The sequence below is a fragment of the Actinopolyspora lacussalsi subsp. righensis genome (genome assembly GCF_900116555.1).
In the GTDB taxonomy this organism is placed as follows: domain Bacteria; phylum Actinomycetota; class Actinomycetes; order Mycobacteriales; family Pseudonocardiaceae; genus Actinopolyspora; species Actinopolyspora lacussalsi.
Genome location: NZ_FPAT01000010.1, coordinates 161800 through 181344 on the forward strand (window position 1 = coordinate 161800; position 19545 = coordinate 181344).

At 62.8% G+C, this 19545-nt stretch carries 20 protein-coding genes and 1 pseudogene; 11 read left to right on the forward strand and 10 right to left on the reverse strand.

The genetic code is table 11. The features are described 5' to 3' along the window. Positions 1–165 precede the first annotated feature (165 nt). On the forward strand, positions 166–2889 hold the full coding sequence (locus BM394_RS17440) for a hypothetical protein (protein WP_092979734.1): 2724 nt from the start codon (positions 166–168) through the stop codon (positions 2887–2889). 405 nt (positions 2890–3294) lie between these two features. Here the strand turns inward: BM394_RS17440 and BM394_RS17445 are convergent, their stop codons facing one another. From BM394_RS17445 to BM394_RS23765, 3 genes and pseudogenes are all read right to left on the reverse strand, one after another. After that, complete coding sequence (locus tag BM394_RS17445) at positions 3295–3537, reverse strand: DUF559 domain-containing protein (RefSeq protein ID WP_092979736.1); 243 nt, start codon at positions 3535–3537, stop codon at positions 3295–3297. A gap of 163 nt (positions 3538–3700) precedes the next feature. Next, entirely contained in the window at positions 3701–4171 is a 471-nt protein-coding gene (locus tag BM394_RS17450) for a hypothetical protein (protein ID WP_245780263.1), read from the reverse strand. A 28-nt stretch (positions 4172–4199) separates the two neighbouring features. Continuing rightward, positions 4200–4778 (reverse strand): annotated as a pseudogene (locus BM394_RS23765) (methyltransferase domain-containing protein); the annotation flags it as partial. Positions 4779–5024: 246 nt separating this feature from the next. On the opposite strand from BM394_RS23765, the gene BM394_RS17460 reads away from it, so the two are divergent. The 5 genes from BM394_RS17460 (at position 5025) to BM394_RS17480 (ending at position 8020) form a co-directional block, all read left to right on the forward strand. Then, positions 5025–5267, forward strand: a complete 243-nt coding sequence (locus BM394_RS17460; protein WP_245780265.1) for a hypothetical protein — start codon at positions 5025–5027, stop codon at positions 5265–5267. Then, the gene (locus tag BM394_RS17465) at positions 5258–5773 is read left to right on the forward strand and encodes a DUF6879 family protein (protein WP_092979746.1); all 516 of its coding nucleotides are present in this window, start codon (positions 5258–5260) and stop codon (positions 5771–5773) included. The genes BM394_RS17460 and BM394_RS17465 overlap by 10 nt, the downstream gene beginning before the upstream one ends. Beyond that, positions 5760–6614, forward strand: coding sequence for a helix-turn-helix domain-containing protein (locus BM394_RS17470; RefSeq protein ID WP_092979748.1), 855 nt, complete (start codon positions 5760–5762; stop codon positions 6612–6614). The genes BM394_RS17465 and BM394_RS17470 overlap by 14 nt, the downstream gene beginning before the upstream one ends. 91 nt (positions 6615–6705) lie before the next feature. After that, complete coding sequence (locus BM394_RS17475; protein ID WP_217643566.1) at positions 6706–7509, forward strand: transposase family protein; 804 nt, start codon at positions 6706–6708, stop codon at positions 7507–7509. Between the two features lie 67 nt (positions 7510–7576). Further along, on the forward strand, positions 7577–8020 hold the full coding sequence (locus tag BM394_RS17480) for an Imm1 family immunity protein (protein WP_092979752.1): 444 nt from the start codon (positions 7577–7579) through the stop codon (positions 8018–8020). A 747-nt stretch (positions 8021–8767) separates the two neighbouring features. Here the strand turns inward: BM394_RS17480 and BM394_RS22880 are convergent. Together BM394_RS22880 and BM394_RS17490 are read right to left on the reverse strand one after the other, a co-directional pair. Further along, positions 8768–8932 carry a hypothetical protein gene (locus BM394_RS22880; RefSeq protein WP_175530150.1) on the reverse strand — a complete coding sequence of 55 codons (165 nt, stop codon included), beginning with the start codon at positions 8930–8932 and terminating at the stop codon, positions 8768–8770. Positions 8933–9520: 588 nt separating this feature from the next. Further along, positions 9521–10627 carry a methyltransferase domain-containing protein gene (locus BM394_RS17490; RefSeq protein ID WP_092979754.1) on the reverse strand — a complete coding sequence of 369 codons (1107 nt, stop codon included), beginning with the start codon at positions 10625–10627 and terminating at the stop codon, positions 9521–9523. Positions 10628–11125: 498 nt separating this feature from the next. Between BM394_RS17490 and BM394_RS17500 the strand changes: the two genes are divergently transcribed. Next, a complete protein-coding gene (locus BM394_RS17500; RefSeq protein ID WP_092979756.1) occupies positions 11126–11647 on the forward strand; it encodes a DUF6879 family protein in 522 nt (173 codons plus the stop codon). A 1326-nt stretch (positions 11648–12973) separates the two neighbouring features. Here the strand turns inward: BM394_RS17500 and BM394_RS17510 are convergent. Both BM394_RS17510 and BM394_RS17515 read right to left on the reverse strand, forming a co-directional pair. Next, positions 12974–13351, reverse strand: coding sequence for a VOC family protein (locus tag BM394_RS17510; protein WP_092979759.1), 378 nt, complete (start codon positions 13349–13351; stop codon positions 12974–12976). A 186-nt stretch (positions 13352–13537) separates the two neighbouring features. Further along, entirely contained in the window at positions 13538–13729 is a 192-nt protein-coding gene (locus tag BM394_RS17515) for a helix-turn-helix domain-containing protein (protein ID WP_092922320.1), read from the reverse strand. Between the two features lie 119 nt (positions 13730–13848). Between BM394_RS17515 and BM394_RS17520 the strand changes: the two genes are divergently transcribed. From BM394_RS17520 to BM394_RS17530, 3 genes are all read left to right on the forward strand, one after another. Then, positions 13849–14148 carry a hypothetical protein gene (locus BM394_RS17520; RefSeq protein ID WP_175530151.1) on the forward strand — a complete coding sequence of 100 codons (300 nt, stop codon included), beginning with the start codon at positions 13849–13851 and terminating at the stop codon, positions 14146–14148. A gap of 89 nt (positions 14149–14237) precedes the next feature. Further along, complete coding sequence (locus BM394_RS17525; protein WP_092979766.1) at positions 14238–14654, forward strand: hypothetical protein; 417 nt, start codon at positions 14238–14240, stop codon at positions 14652–14654. Positions 14655–14838: 184 nt separating this feature from the next. Then, complete coding sequence (locus BM394_RS17530) at positions 14839–15663, forward strand: alpha/beta fold hydrolase (protein ID WP_092979768.1); 825 nt, start codon at positions 14839–14841, stop codon at positions 15661–15663. Between the two features lie 144 nt (positions 15664–15807). On the opposite strand, the gene BM394_RS17535 is transcribed toward BM394_RS17530, so the two are convergent. Genes BM394_RS17535 through BM394_RS17545 form a run of 3 tightly spaced genes read right to left on the reverse strand, consistent with a single transcriptional unit; the run spans position 15808 to position 18539 of the window. Further along, a complete protein-coding gene (locus tag BM394_RS17535) occupies positions 15808–16581 on the reverse strand; it encodes an SDR family oxidoreductase (protein ID WP_092979770.1) in 774 nt (257 codons plus the stop codon). Positions 16582–16593: 12 nt separating this feature from the next. Then, on the reverse strand, positions 16594–17979 hold the full coding sequence (locus BM394_RS17540; protein ID WP_092979772.1) for a GntP family permease: 1386 nt from the start codon (positions 17977–17979) through the stop codon (positions 16594–16596). 35 nt (positions 17980–18014) lie between these two features. Beyond that, complete coding sequence (locus BM394_RS17545) at positions 18015–18539, reverse strand: gluconokinase (protein ID WP_092979775.1); 525 nt, start codon at positions 18537–18539, stop codon at positions 18015–18017. A gap of 257 nt (positions 18540–18796) precedes the next feature. Here BM394_RS17545 and BM394_RS17550 point away from each other — a divergent pair, with 257 nt between their 5' ends. Then, positions 18797–19531 carry an FCD domain-containing protein gene (locus BM394_RS17550; protein WP_092979859.1) on the forward strand — a complete coding sequence of 245 codons (735 nt, stop codon included), beginning with the start codon at positions 18797–18799 and terminating at the stop codon, positions 19529–19531. The last annotated feature ends 14 nt before the right edge of the window (positions 19532–19545 follow it).

The window sequence follows — 19545 nt, forward strand, 5'->3', positions numbered from 1 at the left end:
GTATAGCACGGGGACGCCGACGAGTCGGGCATAGACCAAGGCATCGGGAGTGTGGCGAGTCGCCCATCAACAGCAACTCCGCACCTTGAGCTTGGATGGCGACCGAGTCATGTCAGCAAACGTTGTTAGACGTTCGTGACAGCAGAGCGGAGAGAGGGTCGCATCATGGCACTGGCCAAGTCGCTAGCTGGTTGGGCCCGGACGTGGCGCAGCCCGATCTTGCTGGGGGCCTCGCTCATAATGAGCGTGGCACTGCTCTCTATCGCCCGCGATGCCGGTGGTTCCCAGTGGCTCGCGTTGCACCTTCCGGCAGTACCCGGAAGCGATGGGATCTTGTGGCAGGTGCAGACGACGTTCCTGTCGGTCGGATTCGCCGGACTCGCCATCGCCGCGCAACTGTTTGCCGAGGCTCCACTCGCGATCGGAGCTTCTCGAGGGCGAGTGCTCAAGTACATCGGAGCCGGCCGGTTCGCCGGCGTTGGTCTTGTCGCCAACACTGTCATTGGTATCGAGACGATCTGGTTGTCGAGCGAACTCGGGGTGCTTGGCATTGCGCTATTCTGGTTCGTACCAACGGTAGTTCTACTGGTGGTGTCGGCGGTCAGACTGATGGTGCTCTATAGGAACCCATCGCTGCTTGACGAAGTGGTCCGAACCTCGCTGGTTGAGTCCTCGGCCAGTCGTCTCCAAAGGGTATCGCGTAGGTACTCCGAAGCGACGAAGCAGTTGGATGGCCTCGTCACATCGAGCTGGTCTTCCTCGGACCTTAGGTTTGAGACCGTCACACTTCGTGTTCCTGTACCCCAGGGTGGTGTTGTCGTCAAGGCAATCAAGCCGAATGCCGTGAAGCAAGCACTAAACGCACTCGCGCCGCGCGCGACTGAGAGTCGCTCTGCCGTGGCAGGTAGTGCCGATGTCTACACCCCGCCACAGATCACCCTGGACGTAGAGCCTGGCGATCGCACCCGCCTCGGCGAAACAGCCTTCCGGGTTATGACTCCCGAAGCCTTGGACGAGCCGGAGCAAGGTCGGATCATCCGACTGCTGCAGTCGAGCATCGAGTTCGAAGCTTTAGGGGCGGTCACACCCGATGAGGAGACGGACCGCGAGATCGCGAATCTGAAGGATGCTGTCGGAACCAGCATACGATCCGGCGCTTTCGCCACAGCGGAGCGGGCTGTCGAATTGCTCGGACACGTCGTACGAGGTGTATGGATGATCCAACTAGACGGCGTTGACTCGTCGCGTCGCGGTTCGTTCACCCGTAGAGACTGGCTGTTTCGCAGCATCGGGGAAGTCGAGCAGGACGCCGTCCTGTCGCCGCACGCCGCAGGCATGTTCGTTGGTCAAGCTATGACGAGGGCATTGGAAGCTCCAAGCGCAGGATCGCCCGAATACGTTGACGAATGCCTCCGCAGCTTCACCCGGATCTGGTTCGATGTACTTCAGCAAGGCGGTACAGAGTTCGATCAGCTCTGTGGCCGGATCGTCGTCTGCGTGCAGAACCTTGCACAGTTCGCCGCCCCGGATCAGCATGAGGACCTCTCCAGACGCGCGACTTGGGTGATGGTCGAGTTGGTCAAACTTGCTCTCGACGCGCACAAGCCTGAGGCTGCCGTCCGCGCTGCCGAGGAGCTTCGTGGGCTGTTTGAGTATTCCGACAGGCACGGAACTCAGAGAACACACGTCAGAGCTGGCCAACTCGTTCTTGCAGGGTGGCTCGATTATCTCGCAGACAAGGGCGACGATCGAGACCCGGCCGATGGTCGCCTCCGAGAGCTGGTGACACCCCTCGGTACATGGGCTGAGATTCTCACCGCCCGAGACCTGGCCGAGCGAGGCGAGACTCCGTTCAGCCGCTGGGACTGGTGGGAGATGAAGTTCAGCGGCTCCTCCCATGCTCAGTTGCTAGAGCTCTCGCATTACATCGACAGGTCCCAACTGGCGGCACTCGCCGTGTCGTATGGACCGCTTCCCCCAGTCAGTGACCAGGAGACCGCGTCCAATTACAACCGGCTCCTCCGAGTGCTCGACGAGCGAGACTGCGACCTAACCAGTGTGGAGTCCAGGCTTAGGGAGAGGTTCGTCGAGGAGATTGCTAAGTGGAAGGCTGCCGAGGATGCGTGCTTGCAGATCGAACCCCTATCTGGCAAACGGGTGGATGCCCTGCGCACCTCGTTGGCGGAGGCGCTTGACGGCGGCCAGCGACTTGCCGAAAGGATTCCTTGTGCAAGTGATGTCCCAGAAGACGCCGACACATCTCGTCCTATCCTCGGAATGAACTTACGGATCTCCCGGCACTATCTCGTCGACAAGATTTTCAATCAAACCTATGCCGATCCGGCGCGACTCGGCCCGATGATCGCACGTGGGTTCACGGACGGCGAGGAACGCAAGATCGTAGGGCTGCTGCGCTCCCTTCAAGGCGAACCGCGTGAACCGTCGGTGAATGCGATCCGTGAGCAGATCGACGCGCTTGGGGACCAGGCTGAGCACTACATCCTCCTGACGCCGTACGGTGGGCTGACGGATTTGAACGCGTGGTACTCGTCCGAGTTCTCCGAGGCCCTCACTCGAGTGACCCACATTGAGACCTCTGCCTTGGATGAGGGGGCGATCTTCTACGACTCCCGGACAACTTTGATATCGTGCCGGAAGTCCGAAGAGAAGGAGGGGCTTGCGCCGGTCGGCAGGACTTCAATTGCCTTCGGTGTTTTTGAGGAAGCGGAAGACGGCGACGAGCCGCAGATCCGACTGGAAGCTGGCGAGTATTTCGTAATTTGGCCTGGGGATTTCCCTCGCGTGTTCCATTTTGGTGCTGCTTCGGTGGCCGAAGATAACATTGACACTGGAGACGGATCTGTTGACCCCTCAACTGAGCGGTCGTGAAACGACTTGGCCGATGCAGTTTCTCGTTGAAGCGCAGTGTGCCGGTAGGTAGGCCCAAGGGCAGGTCTCCGCGGAAATGGATGCCACTTCGGCGCCCGGTTTCGGACACGACTACAAGGCTGCCTGAGAAGAGGGCGTGTAGTCAGCGGCCAGCTTCCAGGGATCGGCGACACGTCAGCCGCTGGTCGAAGGCCAGCCCAACATAACCCGTAGTTGCGCTGAGCCACCATCCCGTACTCCGCCCGGAGAAGTTCACCGTCGTCATTGGCCGACCTGCGGTACGCAAGGTTGAAAGGCCAAAGCCTGATCCGCAGGCCGTCAGGGGCTCTGTGCGAGCACTCGGAGTACTTCCTCCCAGCTTCCGTTCGCGGTTAGTTGACGGTAGTGCTTGCTCAGTATTGCTGCTCAACGCATGCGTTCGGCGAGCTGGTCGAAGAAGTCTGCAAGCACCTTGTTTGCTCTGTCCTTAATCAACTCGGCCCCTCCGAACCGATAGACCTCGTATCCGGCGAGCCGGAGCCATCGGTCCTCGGCGACCGTCTCGCTGTAAAGCGCAGGGCTCGCTTTGTCGCCGTCGGCGTAGTGCTGCTTCCCGTCAACCTCGATGACGACGCGGTGCCTACTAGAGAACAGGATGAGGAAGTCCATCCGCTGCCGTGCCAGCGGACTACCGCTCTGGCCGGCGGTCCGCCGGGCAAGCTGGGTCGCAGGGTCGAAATGCAGATAGACCTGCGGGATCAGTGCGGGGATTTCGAAGCCGTCCTTGTAGCGGGCCGCGTAGGTATCGAAGACGAGCTGCTCGACCGGGTTGTCACCGAGAGAAGCCCGAAGGCGGTTGTGCAGGTCTGCCGACCTCTCGTGCCGACGCAGCGTCGGTGAATCTCTGGCGCGCTTTCCACCACTCGATCAGGTTGCTGTACGTCAAGCCGTCAGCGGGGATCGGTTGGTCGTACACCAGGCAGTACTCGCCGTTGCGGACGATCTCGATGTCGTTGTTGACGGCATAACGCAGAACGAGTTCGGGTTTGGGGCCGGTGGTGGCGAAGATCAGGTTCTTCGCCGGCGTGCCGACGCCCCCGCCGCGGTCATACTCGGCAAGCAGGGCAGTGAGGGTGTCGAGAAGTCCGCCGGTGACATCAAGCTCGGTGACCATGCGCCGCGCAAGGGCCACGAGCCGGGGGAGCTCCCAGCTTGCGGTGTATCCCTTGATGACATCGCGCTTGTACTCCTCGTCGGCCGGACGCCCAACCATTCTCGTGGACTTCCAGTCGAACAAGCGCACCGTTGCAGTAGTCCGTTCCCCACGGGGCCACTATCAGCCCACACGGGCGTGTCTGTTCGATCCACGCCCGTGGAATCGTGTGGATGGACGCGGTGGCAATCACGCGATCATAGGGAGATTCCGGAGGATAGCCCTCGGTTCCCTCCGCTCTCACTACCAACGGAGTGTATCCAGCATCGTTCAAGGTGTGGCGCGCGAAAGCAGCCAGGTGTGGATCGACTTCTACCGAGACGACTCGTTCAGCTTGACCGACACGAACACTCAGCAGAGCCGCGTTCCAGCCGGTTCCCGTACCGATCTCCAGTACCCGGTGTCCCTGGTGTACATCGAGTGCGTCGAGCATATTCGCCACAAGCGATGGCTGGCTGCATGAACTGGACGGTTGTAGCCCCACACCGCCTGATGTGGTTCTGCCATCGTCCACCTGCGTGATGATCGGCTCATCCGCGTTGACCAGCTCACGCCATCGAGCTTCCTCGGTTTCGCGGGACACGGCGGCGAATTCACCCGTAACGGGGTCATCGACCCACACCACAGGCGGGATGAACGGCTCACGCGGCACGGAAAGCCGTTCATGCCATTCAGTTATGATCAGAGCCGCCTTCATTTCTCGTCGTCCTCGTGTTTGTTGCCGTCGTCCTTGCTGTCCCAGTTCTCCCATTTATCCGGCTGCGGATTGCCCTGCCCATCCCGGTCCGCGTCCCGCTTTCCCATTTCAATTCTCCTGTCTTGGAATCGGTCCCTTTCAGGCTGCCGGAAGCGGGACTGTCACGGAACGCACTGAGCCCGACGGAGTTATGCGGGATCGTGACTAAGCCTTGCCGTGATCGCATCGGTACTCGAACCTGTGTCCATGAAACTTCGGAAGGTGTCCGGCTGTGAGAACGGCACGTGCCCGGCCGTGTACGTCTCGGACCGGCAAACAGCGGTAGTGCAGGGCGCCCACGTGCTCACGGCGGACGGGCTGACGTTGGGGGAGGGGGAAACGGCCGTGGAGCTTCCTCCTGACATCGTTCTCGGTGCAGTGACCGCGCTTGCCGAGTCCGGCAGCGCGGAGACGGTCCAACGGCTCAGGGAGGCTCTGAAGTGCTCCTAGACGGTGAACAGTTCGGCCAGTACCTCACCGACTACAAGCGGACGGCGTGGCGGTTCGAGACGCAACCGGCCTATGCCATGCCGAACGAGCAAGACAACCTCAACCGGTGGCGCGCTGGGGAGCCGAAGCCGGAGGGGCATAACGCCACCTGGCACGAAACCGTGCGGAAGGCGGTCAACGCCGAGAAGACCATCGGTCGTGTCCGTACCGTCCGGCAGCCGCTTACGGAGTACCAGCGGTTCCAACTGGATTGGGCCATTCCCGGCAACATCGAAGCCGGGGAAGACATCCGCATCCTTGACCTGACGGACCTTGAGCTTTCCCTTCCGTCACAAGACTTTTGGGTCTTCGATGATGAGACGGTGGTTGATCTCAACTTCCGTCCAGATGGGACGCTGATCAACGTGGACAAGTTGGAAGACCCGGACCTGGACCAATACCTGAAGTGGCGAGACACCGCACTCGCGCACGCGGTGTCACTGACCGACTGGAATGCTCGAACCTGACACCAAAGAGCAGGGGCGCAAGCACCTTGCCGAGACGCTACGAGACTTGCGGAAGGCGGCCGGACTCTCCGGGGAGAGGTTAGCCGCCCGAGCGGCTATGTCTCAGTCCAAGATCAGCCGGATTGAGTCCGGGAAGGTGCTCCCCACCGTTGTTGACGTGGAGCGTGTCGTAAACGCGCTCGAAGCCCCCTCCGAAGTGGCGAGCGAACTCCTTTCCCTCGCTCGCGCGGCGAACGTCGACTACGCGTCCTGGCGCTCGTACGCCCGGGTCGGTCTCTGGCGCAAGCAAGCCGAGATCAAGGCGCTTGCCGAAACATCCTCGACGGTCCGGCAGTTCCTACCTGCCATCCCCTCCGGCCTCATCCAAGCGCCCGAATACGCCCGTGCCGTACTGACACCGGCGATCGAGGGAAACTCCTCCCGGAACGTAGAACGAGCCGTGCGGGTGCGGCTGGACAGTCAGGAAGTGCTCAAGGATGAGTCCCGGCGGTTCCACTTCCTGCTGACCGAGCAAGCGATCCGGTGGCAGCGTGCGGAACCGGACATCATGGTGACTCAGTTACGGTACATGGCCGGACTGACCGACCGGCCGAACATAGAGCTTGCCATCATCCCGCATGGCGTCACTGTCAGCGCGGCCCCGCTGAACATTTTCGTCGTCTACGACGATCGTCTGGTGATGGTCGAACTGTTCTCCGGGGAGGTCGCGCTCCGCGACCCTCAGGACGTCTCCTACCACCTGAACGTGTTCGAGTACTTCCGAAAGCGAGCGGTGACAGGAGAAGCCGCCCGGCAGTTTCTCGAAGCGGCGGCCGACGATTTTATGCGACCACACGACTAAAACTCGCTTCGCTGACCCGCACCGTTCTAACGTCGAACGTTATTCATGCCGGAGATGAATTATCGGCACGGAAAGAGCAACGGTCTTTCGTGTGCGATGGTTCCTGGGAATAAAAAATCATGCACAGGAAAGACCGTTGCGCTACCACCGTACCACAGGGTTGTCGACCGAGGCGATTAACTACCTGGCCCGAGAAGTCGCGGGACTAGTGATATGGAGTTCGGGAAATACATTCTCGGCATTTCAGGGCGTGGCTATGACATTAGAATACTATCGCACCAACCTCTCCCAGGGTATGTTGGCGGCGTTTCATGGAACATCGCAGCCGACGCTGTCGCGGATCATTGCCACGCTCGAGGAGGGCTTGGCCCACATCGTGACTGAGTTCTGCATCGACCTCGATGACCTCAAGTACGATGCTACCCTGCTCGACGGGTTTCTCATCCCCACCGGTAACCGATCTGACCAGGACAAGCTCTACTCCGGTAAACGCCGCCAATCCGGAGTCGGTGCCCAAGTGGTCGCAACCTTGTACGGACGACTGTTGACCGTTTCCGAAATCTTTCGTGGCTCTACCCATGATGTCACGGCCTTCCGCAACAGCAGCCTCGCTTCGCTGCTCAACCAGAGCAACGCCATCGCCGACGGTGGTTATCGTGGAACCAATATGGTCATTCCGATCCGGAAACCAAACGGGTATGAACTCGACGCCGATCGTGCTGCCTTCAACGCAGCCTTGACAGGATGGCGCGCTCCCGCCGAACGAGTCATCGCGCATCTCAAGAACTGGAACATTCTGGCCACCGGATATCACAGGCGCCTCTGCCACTTGCAACGCGTCGTCCACATCATCACCAGACTGAAACGCTTCCGTGCCTGCTACGCGGCCTCATGAATAACGTTCTGGATGTCTGGGAAGAGGGCGCGACCGAACCAATAACTATTCGAGGAGTAGCGGACCAATGATCCTGAATTCTTCCGTTGTCAACAAGGAATTCAAGAGAGCGGAACAAGGACAGCAAGCCGAAGCTCTCATCGAGGAACTTCTTGCTACAGATCACAGCTCATGGGAGTCGCATCTCAGCTTCACGGATGAATCCATCGATCCGGACGAGGTAAGCGAAGACTGGTATCCGGACCACGACGTCACTCTTGCGGTCGACCCAACTTCAGGCTACGGAGCGATGCGCTGGACAGGAATGATCGATAACGTCTTGGTTCCGTTCGTCACGTACAACCCGAACACCGAACCGAATATTGATCTCTTGCGTGACGGCGGTACTCCGCACTTCTTTCCTCATTCGGCGGTTCTGCCCGTGGATGACGTCAGGATGGCTTTGCTGGAGTTCGCGCGTACGGGACAGCGTCCGGAGTGCGTGAGCTGGCAGGAGTTCGACAGGTTGTGATACGGGATTCTATCGGGGTTTCCCGTTGTTGCTCGGCACCGTGCTGACTTGGTGCTGACTCCGTGAGGTTGAGAGACCTCCCAGAGATCGGGGCTGTTTCCGGTCGCAGACCGCAGCCCCCGACAGCCTCACTCAGCCCCGGAGCCAGGCCGCCGTCCTCTTTTCTTGCGAGCCGGAGGCGATCCCCGGGGCTCGGGTCCCGCGTGGACCCGTAAGGCTGCGATCCCCCCTCGATCTCGGGGGAGCCGTGTATTCGACACACCTCTCCCGGGATCGAGGGGGAGGTGAAGACTCTCGGTATACCGGAATTGTGACTTCGGAGCTTCACCCCGCGCGGGGTGTTACACCCGCGCCGAGCCGGGGGTTACGCGCATTGCCGGGATGATGGCCGGGCTACACGAGCGTGAGCGCCAGGGCTTACCAAGGACACGGCCGGGTTCGCCTAGATCGTGCGTTGCCTGACGCGCGGACTTCACCCGCTCTGACCGGGAGCCGCACGGCTGTGAACCGTGGCCAGGACTTGTAACCCTACCCACACGCTGCCTGGACCGCGTGTGGAGGGAAGTCTATTCCGTGCTAGACTCAGCACTGCTATATGTATTCTTGGCGGATGAAATATAGCATGAGTCCCCTGGTCACGATCAGGGGACTCTTCTTTGTTCGTGATCGAGGGTGCACGCATGAGAAGCACCCCCGGAACGACTCCGAGGGTGCGAAACTGTTCGGCTGGATCAGTCGAACCGGGAGTCAATCGAGTTCGCGAATCCGCTGTGTGGCAGTGTCGCTTTCCCATCCGGCGAGAGCACGGTGGTCCGCCGCCCATTCGGCGCGGGTCCAGGCTTCCGGCATGTTCGGCAGGGCTTCGCGTGCCGCCTGGCGGGCCTGCTCGAAGTCCCCGAGGGCGTGGAGCACGAACCTCTTGTGTCTATTGAGGATGGAAGGAACGTACCAGTACGAGGAATCAGGCAGCTTTTTCGGAGCGGGGAGACGTGCCACGTGGTGGTCGGTTTCCAGCGCCGCGTGGGTACGTCGAGAGGGCGGCTTAGCTCCGTATCCGGTCGATTCTGCAGCTCCACGGGGAGTTCTGTGAAATAATCATTTTGGATGGTCGGTTGTGCTGACGGTGCCTGTCGGGGGATAGGCATCGGCGTTGATGGGGCCGAGTACCGGGTCGAACACCGTGATCCGTTCGGCGCGTTTCTCGGAATCGGCTTTCTGCCGACGGTTTTGCCACAGGTCGAGCTGTGAGTTCTTCGTGCGCGTCTTTCCGTGGTATTCGCACCTTCCGCCGCCGGTGGCGACCGTGCATCGGGTGCCCCTTTTTGTGGTCCCGCCGCACTGCACCGCCGGGTCGTGGATGTGGCACAGCCCGGAGGGACGCGCTCCATTGGGGCAGGGCTTACCGGCCTTCGTGGTCGTTCGACAGCGCATGATCGGATCATGCCACTTTCCAGGATCAACCGGATGCACAAGGTAGCTGTTCGTGGTGTCACCGAGGCCTCAGACGCGGATGTTCCAGGAGAGCACACCGCCCGCTGCGTCCACTCGAACCGTGTGTGTGCCGTCCCGAGTCACGGTGAGTTCGTACTGCCCCGGCCCTGGCCTTCCGGTATCTGACCACCAGGTGTAGGCCGCCTCTACCTCGTCCCACAGTCGGCGCGGGCCGAGCTGATGGACGATCCACGGATGCTCGTCACGTACGAGGGTCAGCCGTGCCCACGACTTCGAATGGACATCGTGTAGTTCGACGTGGCGGTGCTTCTCGTCGATGTCCACCACTGTCGGGTAGCAGTGCGGTACCCGAAGTCCGATCGTGAACGCGGCATGCTCGAAATCGAGCATCTCGAACAGCTCGCGGCCACTTCGTGCGGTGGCTGACCGCTCAGCGCCGAGCAGTTCCCCGTCCGTGGGATCCAGGAAATTCCGACGTTGACCCCGTACCCGCATGAAAGCGAGCCGCATGCCGAAGTGACCGGATGCCGAGCCGTCCTCTTGCACTCGAAGCCGCGTCAGCGCGTCCTCACCGTAGTCGGTGCCCCACGGTGCCACGATCAAGCCACCGGCCTGCGTTTGGTCGAGCCATGCGGGAGGAATCGACCGGACGGATGCCGTGGCGACCACCCTGTCGTAAGGCGCTTCGGCCGGGTAGCCCTCGACACCGTCCGCGGTAACCAGCAGTGGAAAGTAGCCTTCGGTTGCCAGAGCGCCACGAGCTCCTTCGGTCACTCGTGGATCGACATCGACCGAGACCACCCGCCCGGATCGGCCGGCTCGGTCGATCAGCAGAGCGGCGTTCCAGCCGGTTCCGGTACCGATCTCCAGCACCCGGTGGCCCGTCCGTACGTCCAGCGCGTCCAGCATGTCCGCGACCACGGACGGTTTGCTGCAGGAGCTGGTCGGCAGGAACCCAACACTTCCCACGGACTCGGTCCCGTCGTCGACCTGCGTCGTCACCGGTTCGTCCGCCGCGACCATCCCATGCCAGCGTTCAGGCTCTCGTTCCTTGAAGACCGGGTGGAATCCACCAGTGATCGGATCGTCGTCCCAGATCACGGATGGTATGAACCCAGCACGGGGGACGGTGAGCCTGTCGCGCCAATCGGTCACTTCGCCTACTTCTCGTCGTCGCTCTCGTGTTTGTTCCCGTCGCCCTTCTCGCCCCAGTTCTCCCACTTGTCCGGTTGGGGTTGTCCTTGTCCGTCCCGATCCGTGTCGCGTTTGCCCATCGCAGGTTGTCTCCTTTCGTTCAACTGCTGCGAGGATCAGGCTGCCCAACATCATCGATGGCACGGAAGACCACGTGCGTAATCCGGTTATGCGACATCGTGAATACGGCCTTGTCCGGATCGGTATCGTGATCGATGCTTCCGGACATGGAACTACGTAAGGTCTCCGGCTGTGACGACGACGAATGTCCGGCCGTTTACCTCTCGGACCGTGGAACAGCGGTTGTGCGGGGCGATCAAGTGCCGATTCACGACGGGCCCACGTTGAGCTCGGGGGAAGCCGCTGTCGAGCTACCGGTCGAAACCGTTCTGCACGCTGTGGCGGCGTTGTCCGGATCGGCGGCGCTGAGACCGGATGAGGACTCGGGGAGGTACTGAAGTGCTCCTGGACGCCGAGGAGTTCGGCAGGAGATTCGTCGAGTGTGAGCGTTCCGCCTGGCGCTTCGAATGCCAGTCCACCTACAACATGAGCAGGGAACAGGAGAACTTACGGCTGTTCCGGGTCGGGCAATCGAAACCGGAGGGCCACAATGCGAGGTGGCATGAGCGGGTCCGTGCGTTCTTGGCGACCGGTAAGACCATCGGACGTGTCCGGACCGTCCGTCGGCCGCTCAACGAGTACCAGCGCTACCAGCTTGCCTGGGGGATTCCCGGTAATCTCGATGCCGGAGAGGACATCCGAATTCTCGACCTGACCGACCTGGAGCTCGACCTTCCCCCGCGCGACTTCTGGTTGTTCGACGAGTCGCTGGTGGTGGAGTTGTGTTTCGAGTCCGACGGCACTCTGGTCGCCAGACAACAGCTGGAGAATCCCGATTTGACGCGGTATCTGGCGTGGCGGGACACAGCCTTGTCACATGCCGAGACGTTGAGCGAATGGAATGCTCGAACCCGACGCTGAGCAGCGGGATCGCAGGAGCCTGGCTGAGACGCTCAGGCAACTGCGTGACGCGGCCGGGCTCTCCGGCGAGAGGTTGGCTGTCAGGACCGCGATGTCCCAGTTACGACGATCGGCTCGTGACCGCCGAGCTGTTCTCCGGCTCGGTCGCGTTGCGCGACCACCGAGACATTTCCTGTCACCTGAACCTGTTCGCCCCACTTCCGGGAACGATCTCTGGTCGGTAAGGGAGTGCGGCAACCGCTGGTCTCTATCATCGAGGAATATCGTGGTACGTGAGTGGAGGCGTGCCCTGCGTGTATCGTTCACAATACTCTTTTTGGAAGTTGATGATGAGCAGGGTTCACTGTTTCTTCGTCAGGTTTTCCGTTTTTGATGCGTTGTTCGCAGGATTCATTCGGGTTGTAAGTACTACTTCGCTCTCGGAACCATGTGCTGTGCAGGTGATTTGTCGATAACTTGACATGGACAATCTTGTTGCGGATTCGATATCTTGATCGCTTTGATGTTTCGTGTGCTTTCTGGCATGATCAACGCGTAGTCAACTCGCTTCAGGGGTTTTATGATGACAGAGTACGGGCGAAGCTCGTATCCTTACAGCACTTACACTGACGTGGTTCAGCTGAAACAGCAGCACTCGCAACAACAGTTGGGCGGGACCACTAGAGGGCCTGTTTGGCGCAGAAGCTGGCTTGTGTTTGTGGCTGGTTTCCTCTCTGCTGTGTTGGTAGGTGGTTTGGTTTGGTTGAGCGCATGGTTGTTTTCTCCGGGAGACTTCGAAGCGAAGGGGGCATTCACGCTTCGCGATGGGGTTACCCAGTATGCGTCGGTTGGTGATTGTCGGGGATCGGATGGCTATGATGATATTAGGGAGGGAGTTCAGGTTCGAGTGTTGTCCTCAACTGGGGAGGTATTGGCTGTAGGTGAACTAAATAAATCCAAGTACTCTTTTTCCTCTGATTCATGTACATTCGGTATAGTGGTCCCGGGGGTTCCGGGTGGGCACGATATTTATCAGATTGAGGTTTCGCATCGTGGAAAGATGACAGTGTCTGCCGAAGAGGCGCGTTCTGGTAGTATATCCCTATCTTTGGGGTGAATCATTACTGGGGAGACAGGAATCGTGCCCCGTGAACATCGGGAACTGTTTTGAGTGAAGAACCGCACTGTCCTGTGTGCCGGCCGAGCCGTCTTCCGGTGTGCTCATCGCCAGTGCTCGTGGGAACGTGGTCGCTGTTTCGGGAGCGACCACGTCCACCCCTCACCGACTACCTGATCCCCGCGCCGCACGAACCGGAGAATCGGATCACGCGGTACGGTGCGGGTTCTTCAGGAGGTGTACGGCTGAGTTATGGCCTCAAGGAAGTGCCCGGCCGGATCGGTGAAGTACACACCCCGCCCGCCGTGGTTGTTGTTGTGCTGCTCGGGCAGCTTTCGCCGTGGATCCGCCCAGTGCGGCACTCCCTCGTGCCGCAGTCGGCCGTACAACCCGTCGAAATCCGCCTCGGTGATCAGAAAGGCGTAGTGCTGCGGCGGGAATTCGATGCCGGGTTCGGCGAACTGCAGCATCGTGCCGCCGTCCAGTCGTACTACGAGGAAATGGCCACCCGGCTCGGCCGGAGGCAGGTCGAAGATGCGGGTGAAAAACGCCGCCGAATCGTGCTTGTCGTGCGCGGCGATGATCGTGTGGTTGAACAGAACGGTCAACGGGTGCTCCCGTGAACTTGGACGCCTCCATGCCTGACGCTGTCCGCCACCGGCACGCGACGCGAGTTCGGATTCTGGCGTGTGTCCGGAGAATCCGCAAGCCCCGCGACCGAACCCGCGAATTAGCCTGCCGTACTCTTCCGACCTCGCCGGGCCGAGACGCGGCTACGGTCGATCTCGTGGGGATCAGCCCTTGCGGCGCCGCTCGTTGAGTTCGCGGAGCTGGCGCTTTACGTCGTCGAGCTCCCAGCGGTAGTGACCACCCGGGGTGGTCAGGGTGGGTTCCAGCTGGCCCGTCCGCGCGTAGTTGGTGATCGACTGATGCGAGATCCCGAGAGCTCGCGCCAGCTCCCCGCTCGTCAGCAGTCGATCGGACATGCCTCGAAGATAGTTCGCTCGATCGGTTGACCGCTTGTCGCTTTAGCAGATTTAGCCGTTCTGTTAGTTTCGATGCGTCAGCGGATTTAGCAGATTGAGCACTTTGAGGAGTAGTGATGATGAGTGAGCGTGAGCACTTCTGGATGCCGATCCCGGCCCCCGAGTCGAAGCGGCACGCCTTCCGGGGCAGGCAGTGGGACGGATCTCCGGCGGCCGAGAGCCTGTGCGGCTCGGCGCTGCCGATGGCGCGCCCCAGTGAGATGGACTGGATCCAGTGTCCCACCTGTTGGCGCTGCTGGCAGGAGTTGCTGGAACGGGCTCCCGAACCGGAACCCGCCTGCCAGGGCTGTCCCCACCGCTCCGGAAGGCGCGATCCGGAGACCATCCGTGCCGAACTGGAACGCACGGAATCCCCGTGATCCGGCTGTGGGGTCATGCCGAGTTCATCCTGTTGTGGAATCCCGCGAAGCCAACACGGCAGCGGAAGTGACCGTTAAGCTCGGCCCGTATGTTGTTTTTCCTGCTGCTGGTCTCCCCGGTGGTGGTGCTGCCGCTGGTGCTCGTGCACGCGGTGTACTCGTACCGGAAACTGCTGCGGCGACCCGCAAGGCTGTGTTCGTACGCGGCCGTGCTCATCGGCGGTACCGCGTACCTGGTGTTCCTCCGGGGACTGGCCCACACGCCCATCGTGCAGGGCACTACTAGATGTGTCGAGGACAAACCCAACTGGATGGGTGAGGGGGACCGACTGCTGCGTTACGACCCGAAGACCTTTCCGCCGGAGGCCAACTGCGTCTGGGACAACGGGACCACAGTGGACATGGTGCCGGGGTACATCGCCCCGACCTTGTACACGCTCCTGCCGCTCACCGCCGCCTGCGCCGTAGCGGCGTTGTTCTTCCTGCTGCGCACCCGCCGTTCGTGAGCCGAACGTGCGAACGTCGCGTGGGGGAGCGGAGCGGCGAGCCCCGCCCACCCGAGCGCGTAACCGGTGACGGAATGCCCTGGGGCACCCCTCCCGGCCTGCGTGGAGCGTGAAGTGGTGCGACCGTACGGGCACGCGGCGGCACCCCGCCGCGTCATTCCATGATGATCTTGGGGGACATCGCATGGGCACCATCACCACCAACGACGGCGCGGAGATCTACTACAAGGACTGGGGCGCGGGGCAACCGATCGTGTTCAGCCACGGCTGGCCGCTCTCGGCCGACGACTGGGACGCCCAGCTGCTGTTCTTCCTGCACCACGGCTACCGGGTCATCGCGCACGACCGGCGCGGCCACGGGCGTTCCGAGCAGACCGGCGAGGGCCACGACATGGACCACTACGCCGACGACCTCGCCGCGCTGACGGCGCACCTCGATCTCTCGAACGCGATCCACGTGGGCCACTCCACCGGCGGCGGCGAGGTCGTCCGCTACCTGGCCCGGCACGGCGAGAGTCGAGTCGCCAAGGCGGCGTTGCTCTGCGCGGTGCCACCGCTGATGGTGCGAACCGAGAGCAACCCGGACGGCCTGCCCAAGGACGTCTTCGACGACTTCCAGCGGCAGCTGGCCGCGAACCGTTCCCGGTTCTACCGCGACATAGCCGCGGGCCCGTTCTACGGTTTCAACCGCCCGGGTGCGGAGCCCTCGGAAGCCGTGATCCAGAACTGGTGGCGCCAGGGCATGATGGGCGGCGCGAAGGCGCACTACGACGGTGTCGTCGCCTTCTCGCAGACCGACTTCACCGAGGACCTGAAGCGGATCACCGTGCCGGTGCTGGTGATGCACAGCCAGGACGACCAGGTCGTGCCCTACGTCGCCTCCGGGCCGCTGTCGGCGAAGCTGCTGCGCGACGCCACGTTGCACACCTACGAGAACTTCCCGCACGGCATGCCCACCACGCAGGCGGACACGATCAACGCGGATCTGCTGGAGTTCCTGCGCGGGTGACCCACCGAGTCCACGCGAGCGACTCCGCTCCTGCCGTGCGAGTGGCCGCGACTGTCACGGGACGCCGAACACGGCATCGGTCGCGGACGGAAAAGGGCGGTCCACGATGGACCGCCCCACCCGGAATCGCCGGAGAACCGCCGGTCAGACCACTGCCGTCATGCCGCCGTCGACGAACAGTAACTGCCCGTTGACGAACGACGCGGCGTCCGAGGCCAGGAACACCGCCGGGCCGAGCAGATCGTCGGTACTGCCCCATCGACCGGCGGGAGTGCGCCCGGTCACCCAGCCACTGAACTCGGGGTCGGCGACCAGGGCCGAGGTCAGCTCGGTCGCGATGTAGCCGGGTGCGATGCCGTTGATCTGCAGACCGCTGCCCGCCCATTCGGCGGTCATGGCCCGGGTCAGGTTCCGCAGCCCGCCCTTGGCCGCCGTGTACGGCGCGATCGACGGTCGGGCGAGCTCGGTCTGCACCGAGCAGATGTTGATGATCCTGCCGCTCCCGCGCCGCACCATGTCGCGCGCCACCGTGCGTCCCACGAGGAAGGCGCTGGTCAGGTCGGTGCGCAGCACCTCCTCCCAGCGCTCGACCGAGAGGTCGAACATCGGCTCGCGGTGCTGGAAGCCCGCGTTGTTGACCAGGACGTCGATTCCGCCGTGCCGGTGGGAGATCTCGGCGACGCCTTCGACGACCTCGGCCTCGTCGGTGACGTCGAAGCACACCACGTCGCACTCGGCTCCGGGAACCGCCGCGCGCAGCGCGTCACGTGCTTCGGCGGCCCGCTGTCGGTCGCGGCCGTTGAGCACCACCGTGGCCCCGGCCTCGGCCAGCCCCTTCGCGACGGCGTTGCCGATGCCGCGACTGCTGCCGGTGACCAGCGCGACCCTGCCGGTCAGGTCGAACAGTTCGGATACCAAGGAGTCCTCCACTCAGGCGACGACGAACAGCAGGGAGGCGATGCCGAAGCCCATCAGCCCGATGGTGGTCTGCATGACCGTCCAGGTCTTCAGCGTCGTCTTCACGTCCATCCCGAAGAACCGGCCCACCAGCCAGAATCCGGAGTCGTTGACGTGGCCCGCGGTGACCGAGCCCGCCGCCAGCGCCAGCACCAGCGCGGCCAGCTGCACCGAGTTGAAGTCCTGTCCGAGCACCACCGGCTGGACCAGTCCGGCCGCGGTCGTCAGCGCGACGGTGGCCGAGCCCTGCGCGATGCGGATCACCGCGGCGATCACGTAGGCGGCGACGATCACCGGCATTCCGATGTCGGACATCACGTCCGAGAGCGCGTCGCCGATGCCGCTGGCCTGCAGCACGCCGCCGAACATCCCGCCCGCGCCGGTGATCAGGATGATCGCGCACACCGGGCCGAGCGCGGAGTCGAGCAGTTTCTCGATGACGTCCTGGCCACGTCCCCGGCGGGTCCCCAGGACGTAGGTGGCCACGAACACGGTGATCAGCAGTGCGACCGGCGTGGCACCGAGGGTGCGCGCGACCTGGAACCAGCCCGCGTCGGGGTTCGCCCACCCCGCCGCGCCGGCGGTGTTCAACCCGGTGTTGGCGAAGATCAGCAACAGTGGAAGCAGCAGCAGCGAGATGACGGTGCGTGCGCGGGGCGGGTTCTCGTCCTGCTCCACGGGGGCGCCGCCGTTGAGCAGTTCCGGTACCGGCAGCACGATGCGCTTGCCCGCCCAGAGGCCGTAGAGGTAGCTGGTCAGGTACCACGTCGGAATCGCGACGACCAGAGCGAGCGCGAGAACCAGCCCGACGTCGGCGCCCAGTAGCCCGCTGGCCGCCACGGGGCCCGGGTGCGGTGGAACGAAGATGTGCATCACCGAGAACGCGCCCGCCGTGGGCAGGCCGTAGCGCAGCACACCACCGCCGAGCCTGCGTGCCACCGCGAACACGATCGGCAGCATCACGACGAGTCCGGCGTCGAAGAAGATGGGAAAGCCGAAGATCAGCGAGGCGATGCCCAGCGCCATCGGTGCGCGTCGTTCGCCGAACCTGTTCAGCAGCGCGTCGGTCAGCGATTGGGCGCCTCCGCTGACCTCGAGGAGTCTGCCGAGCATCGCGCCGAGCCCGACCAGCAGCGCCACGCTCGCCAGCGTGGAGCCGAATCCGCTGGTGAGCGTCTCGATGATGCTGTTCGCCGGGATGCCCGACGCGAACGCGGTGGCGAGGCTGACCAGCACCAGCGCGAGGAAGGCGTGCACGCGCAGCTTGATGATCAGGAACAGCAGTACGGCGATCGCGGCCGCCGCTATGCCGAGTAATGGGCCCGAACCCATTGTCTGTGTCCAGCCATCGATGTTCATTCAAAAGCTCCGTTGCTTTGTGCCGGTTTCGATGGTCATCGCGCGGCGTGGCAGGCGCCGGGATCGAGAGCCGCGAGGGTCTGCCGCACGATGTCTTGCGGGGTATCGACGATGTCGACGGTCAGGCCGGCCTCGTCGGGGTGTAGCGGTTCGAGGTCGTCGAACTGCGACCGCAGCAGTGAGCTGGGCATGAAGTGCCCGGAACGGCTCGTGAGCCTGCCCTCGATCGTTTCGGCCGAGCCGGACAGGTGCAGGAACCGCACGTTCGCCCCGGCCTGCCGCAGGACGTCCCGGTACGTCCGCTTCAGCGAGGAGCAGGTCACGATCGTGTTCGTCCCGCTCGTGGCGTGTCGGGTGATCCAGTCGCGGATCCGCCACAGCCAGGGCAGCCGGTCCTCGTCGGTGAGCGGGACACCGGCCGTCATCTTGGCGATGTTGGCTTCGGGGTGGAACTCGTCGGCCTCGGCCGAGGGCCGATCGAGCTGTTGGGCGAGCAGCTGCGCGACGGTGCTCTTGCCCGCCCCCGAAACGCCCATCACCACCAGGCATGTGGCTGTCATACGACTCCCTCGTCGAGCTGCGTCCGTTTCCGTGTCGTGTCCACGCGGCTAAAAAGTATTACCTTTGGCGGCGAAAGTTATCACCAAATGATGTGACTGGGAAGACATTCGGAACTCGGTAATCTGTACGGGTAAACCCGGCAACCGTGGAGCAGGAGAACAACGTGACGAGGTCCGGACACGGACACGAGGGGAGTGAGCAGCGGGCGAGTTCCGCGAACGACACCGCGACCGTGCGTGCTTCACCGACCGGTGCGGTGAAAAGCGGTGCCGGGGAGTCGAATGTCGAAGTGCTGCACAGCGGTGTACTGGACACGCTCGGCAAGGAGATCACCGACGGTCGATTGCCCACCGGACACGTGCTGACACTCGACACGCTCGAGGAACGGTTCGGGGTGTCGCGCACCGTGGTGCGGGAGAGCGTGCGGATTCTGCAGTCGATGGGGCTGGTCACGTCCCGGCGCCGGGTCGGCATCACGGTTCAGCCGAGGCGTTCCTGGAACGTGTTCGACCCACGTGTGATCTGGTGGCGACTCGCGGGCGAGGGGCGGGAGGCCCAGTTGCGTTCGCTGACCGAGCTTCGTATCGCGGTCGAACCGCTGGCCACCGCCGACGCCGCGCGCAACGCTTCGGGAGAGGTGAGATCACGTGTGGTGGAGCTGTCCTCGATGATGCGCGCCAAGGGCGAAGCGGGTGAGCTCGACGACTTCCTGGAACTGGACATCGAGTTCCACACCGCGTTGTTGCGGACCAGCGGCAACGAGATGTTCGAGGCGTTGGCCGATGTGGTCGCGGTGGTGCTGCGGGGGCGAACTCAGCTGGGACTGATGCCGCACCAGCCGGTTCCCCGCGCGCTGGACCTGCACGAGCGTGCGGCACACGCCGTGGCCAACGCGAGATCGGAGGAGGCCGAGGACGCCATGCGCGAGCTGCTCGCCGAGGTCCGGGACGCCGTCGTTCCGGTCTGGGGGAATCCGTCGGCGGGGAAGTAGAGCTCCACCGCGGG

Excerpts from the sequence above, each read along its gene's own strand:
- BM394_RS17445 (WP_092979736.1), bottom strand. The coding sequence starts at position 3,537 with ATGGACTTCCTCATCCTGTTCTCTAGTAGGCACCGCGTCGTCATCGAG.
- BM394_RS17515 (WP_092922320.1), bottom strand. The coding sequence starts at position 13,729 with ATGTCCGATCGACTGCTGACGAGCGGGGAGCTGGCGCGAGCTCTCGGG.
- BM394_RS17525 (WP_092979766.1), top strand. The coding sequence starts at position 14,238 with ATGTTGTTTTTCCTGCTGCTGGTCTCCCCGGTGGTGGTGCTGCCGCTG.
- BM394_RS17470 (WP_092979748.1), top strand. The coding sequence starts at position 5,760 with ATGCTCGAACCTGACACCAAAGAGCAGGGGCGCAAGCACCTTGCCGAG.
- BM394_RS17540 (WP_092979772.1), bottom strand. The coding sequence starts at position 17,979 with ATGAACATCGATGGCTGGACACAGACAATGGGTTCGGGCCCATTACTC.
- BM394_RS17460 (WP_245780265.1), top strand. The coding sequence starts at position 5,025 with ATGAAACTTCGGAAGGTGTCCGGCTGTGAGAACGGCACGTGCCCGGCC.
- BM394_RS17440 (WP_092979734.1), top strand. The coding sequence starts at position 166 with ATGGCACTGGCCAAGTCGCTAGCTGGTTGGGCCCGGACGTGGCGCAGC.
- BM394_RS17530 (WP_092979768.1), top strand. The coding sequence starts at position 14,839 with ATGGGCACCATCACCACCAACGACGGCGCGGAGATCTACTACAAGGAC.
- BM394_RS17480 (WP_092979752.1), top strand. The coding sequence starts at position 7,577 with ATGATCCTGAATTCTTCCGTTGTCAACAAGGAATTCAAGAGAGCGGAA.
- BM394_RS17545 (WP_092979775.1), bottom strand. The coding sequence starts at position 18,539 with ATGACAGCCACATGCCTGGTGGTGATGGGCGTTTCGGGGGCGGGCAAG.
- BM394_RS17520 (WP_175530151.1), top strand. The coding sequence starts at position 13,849 with ATGAGTGAGCGTGAGCACTTCTGGATGCCGATCCCGGCCCCCGAGTCG.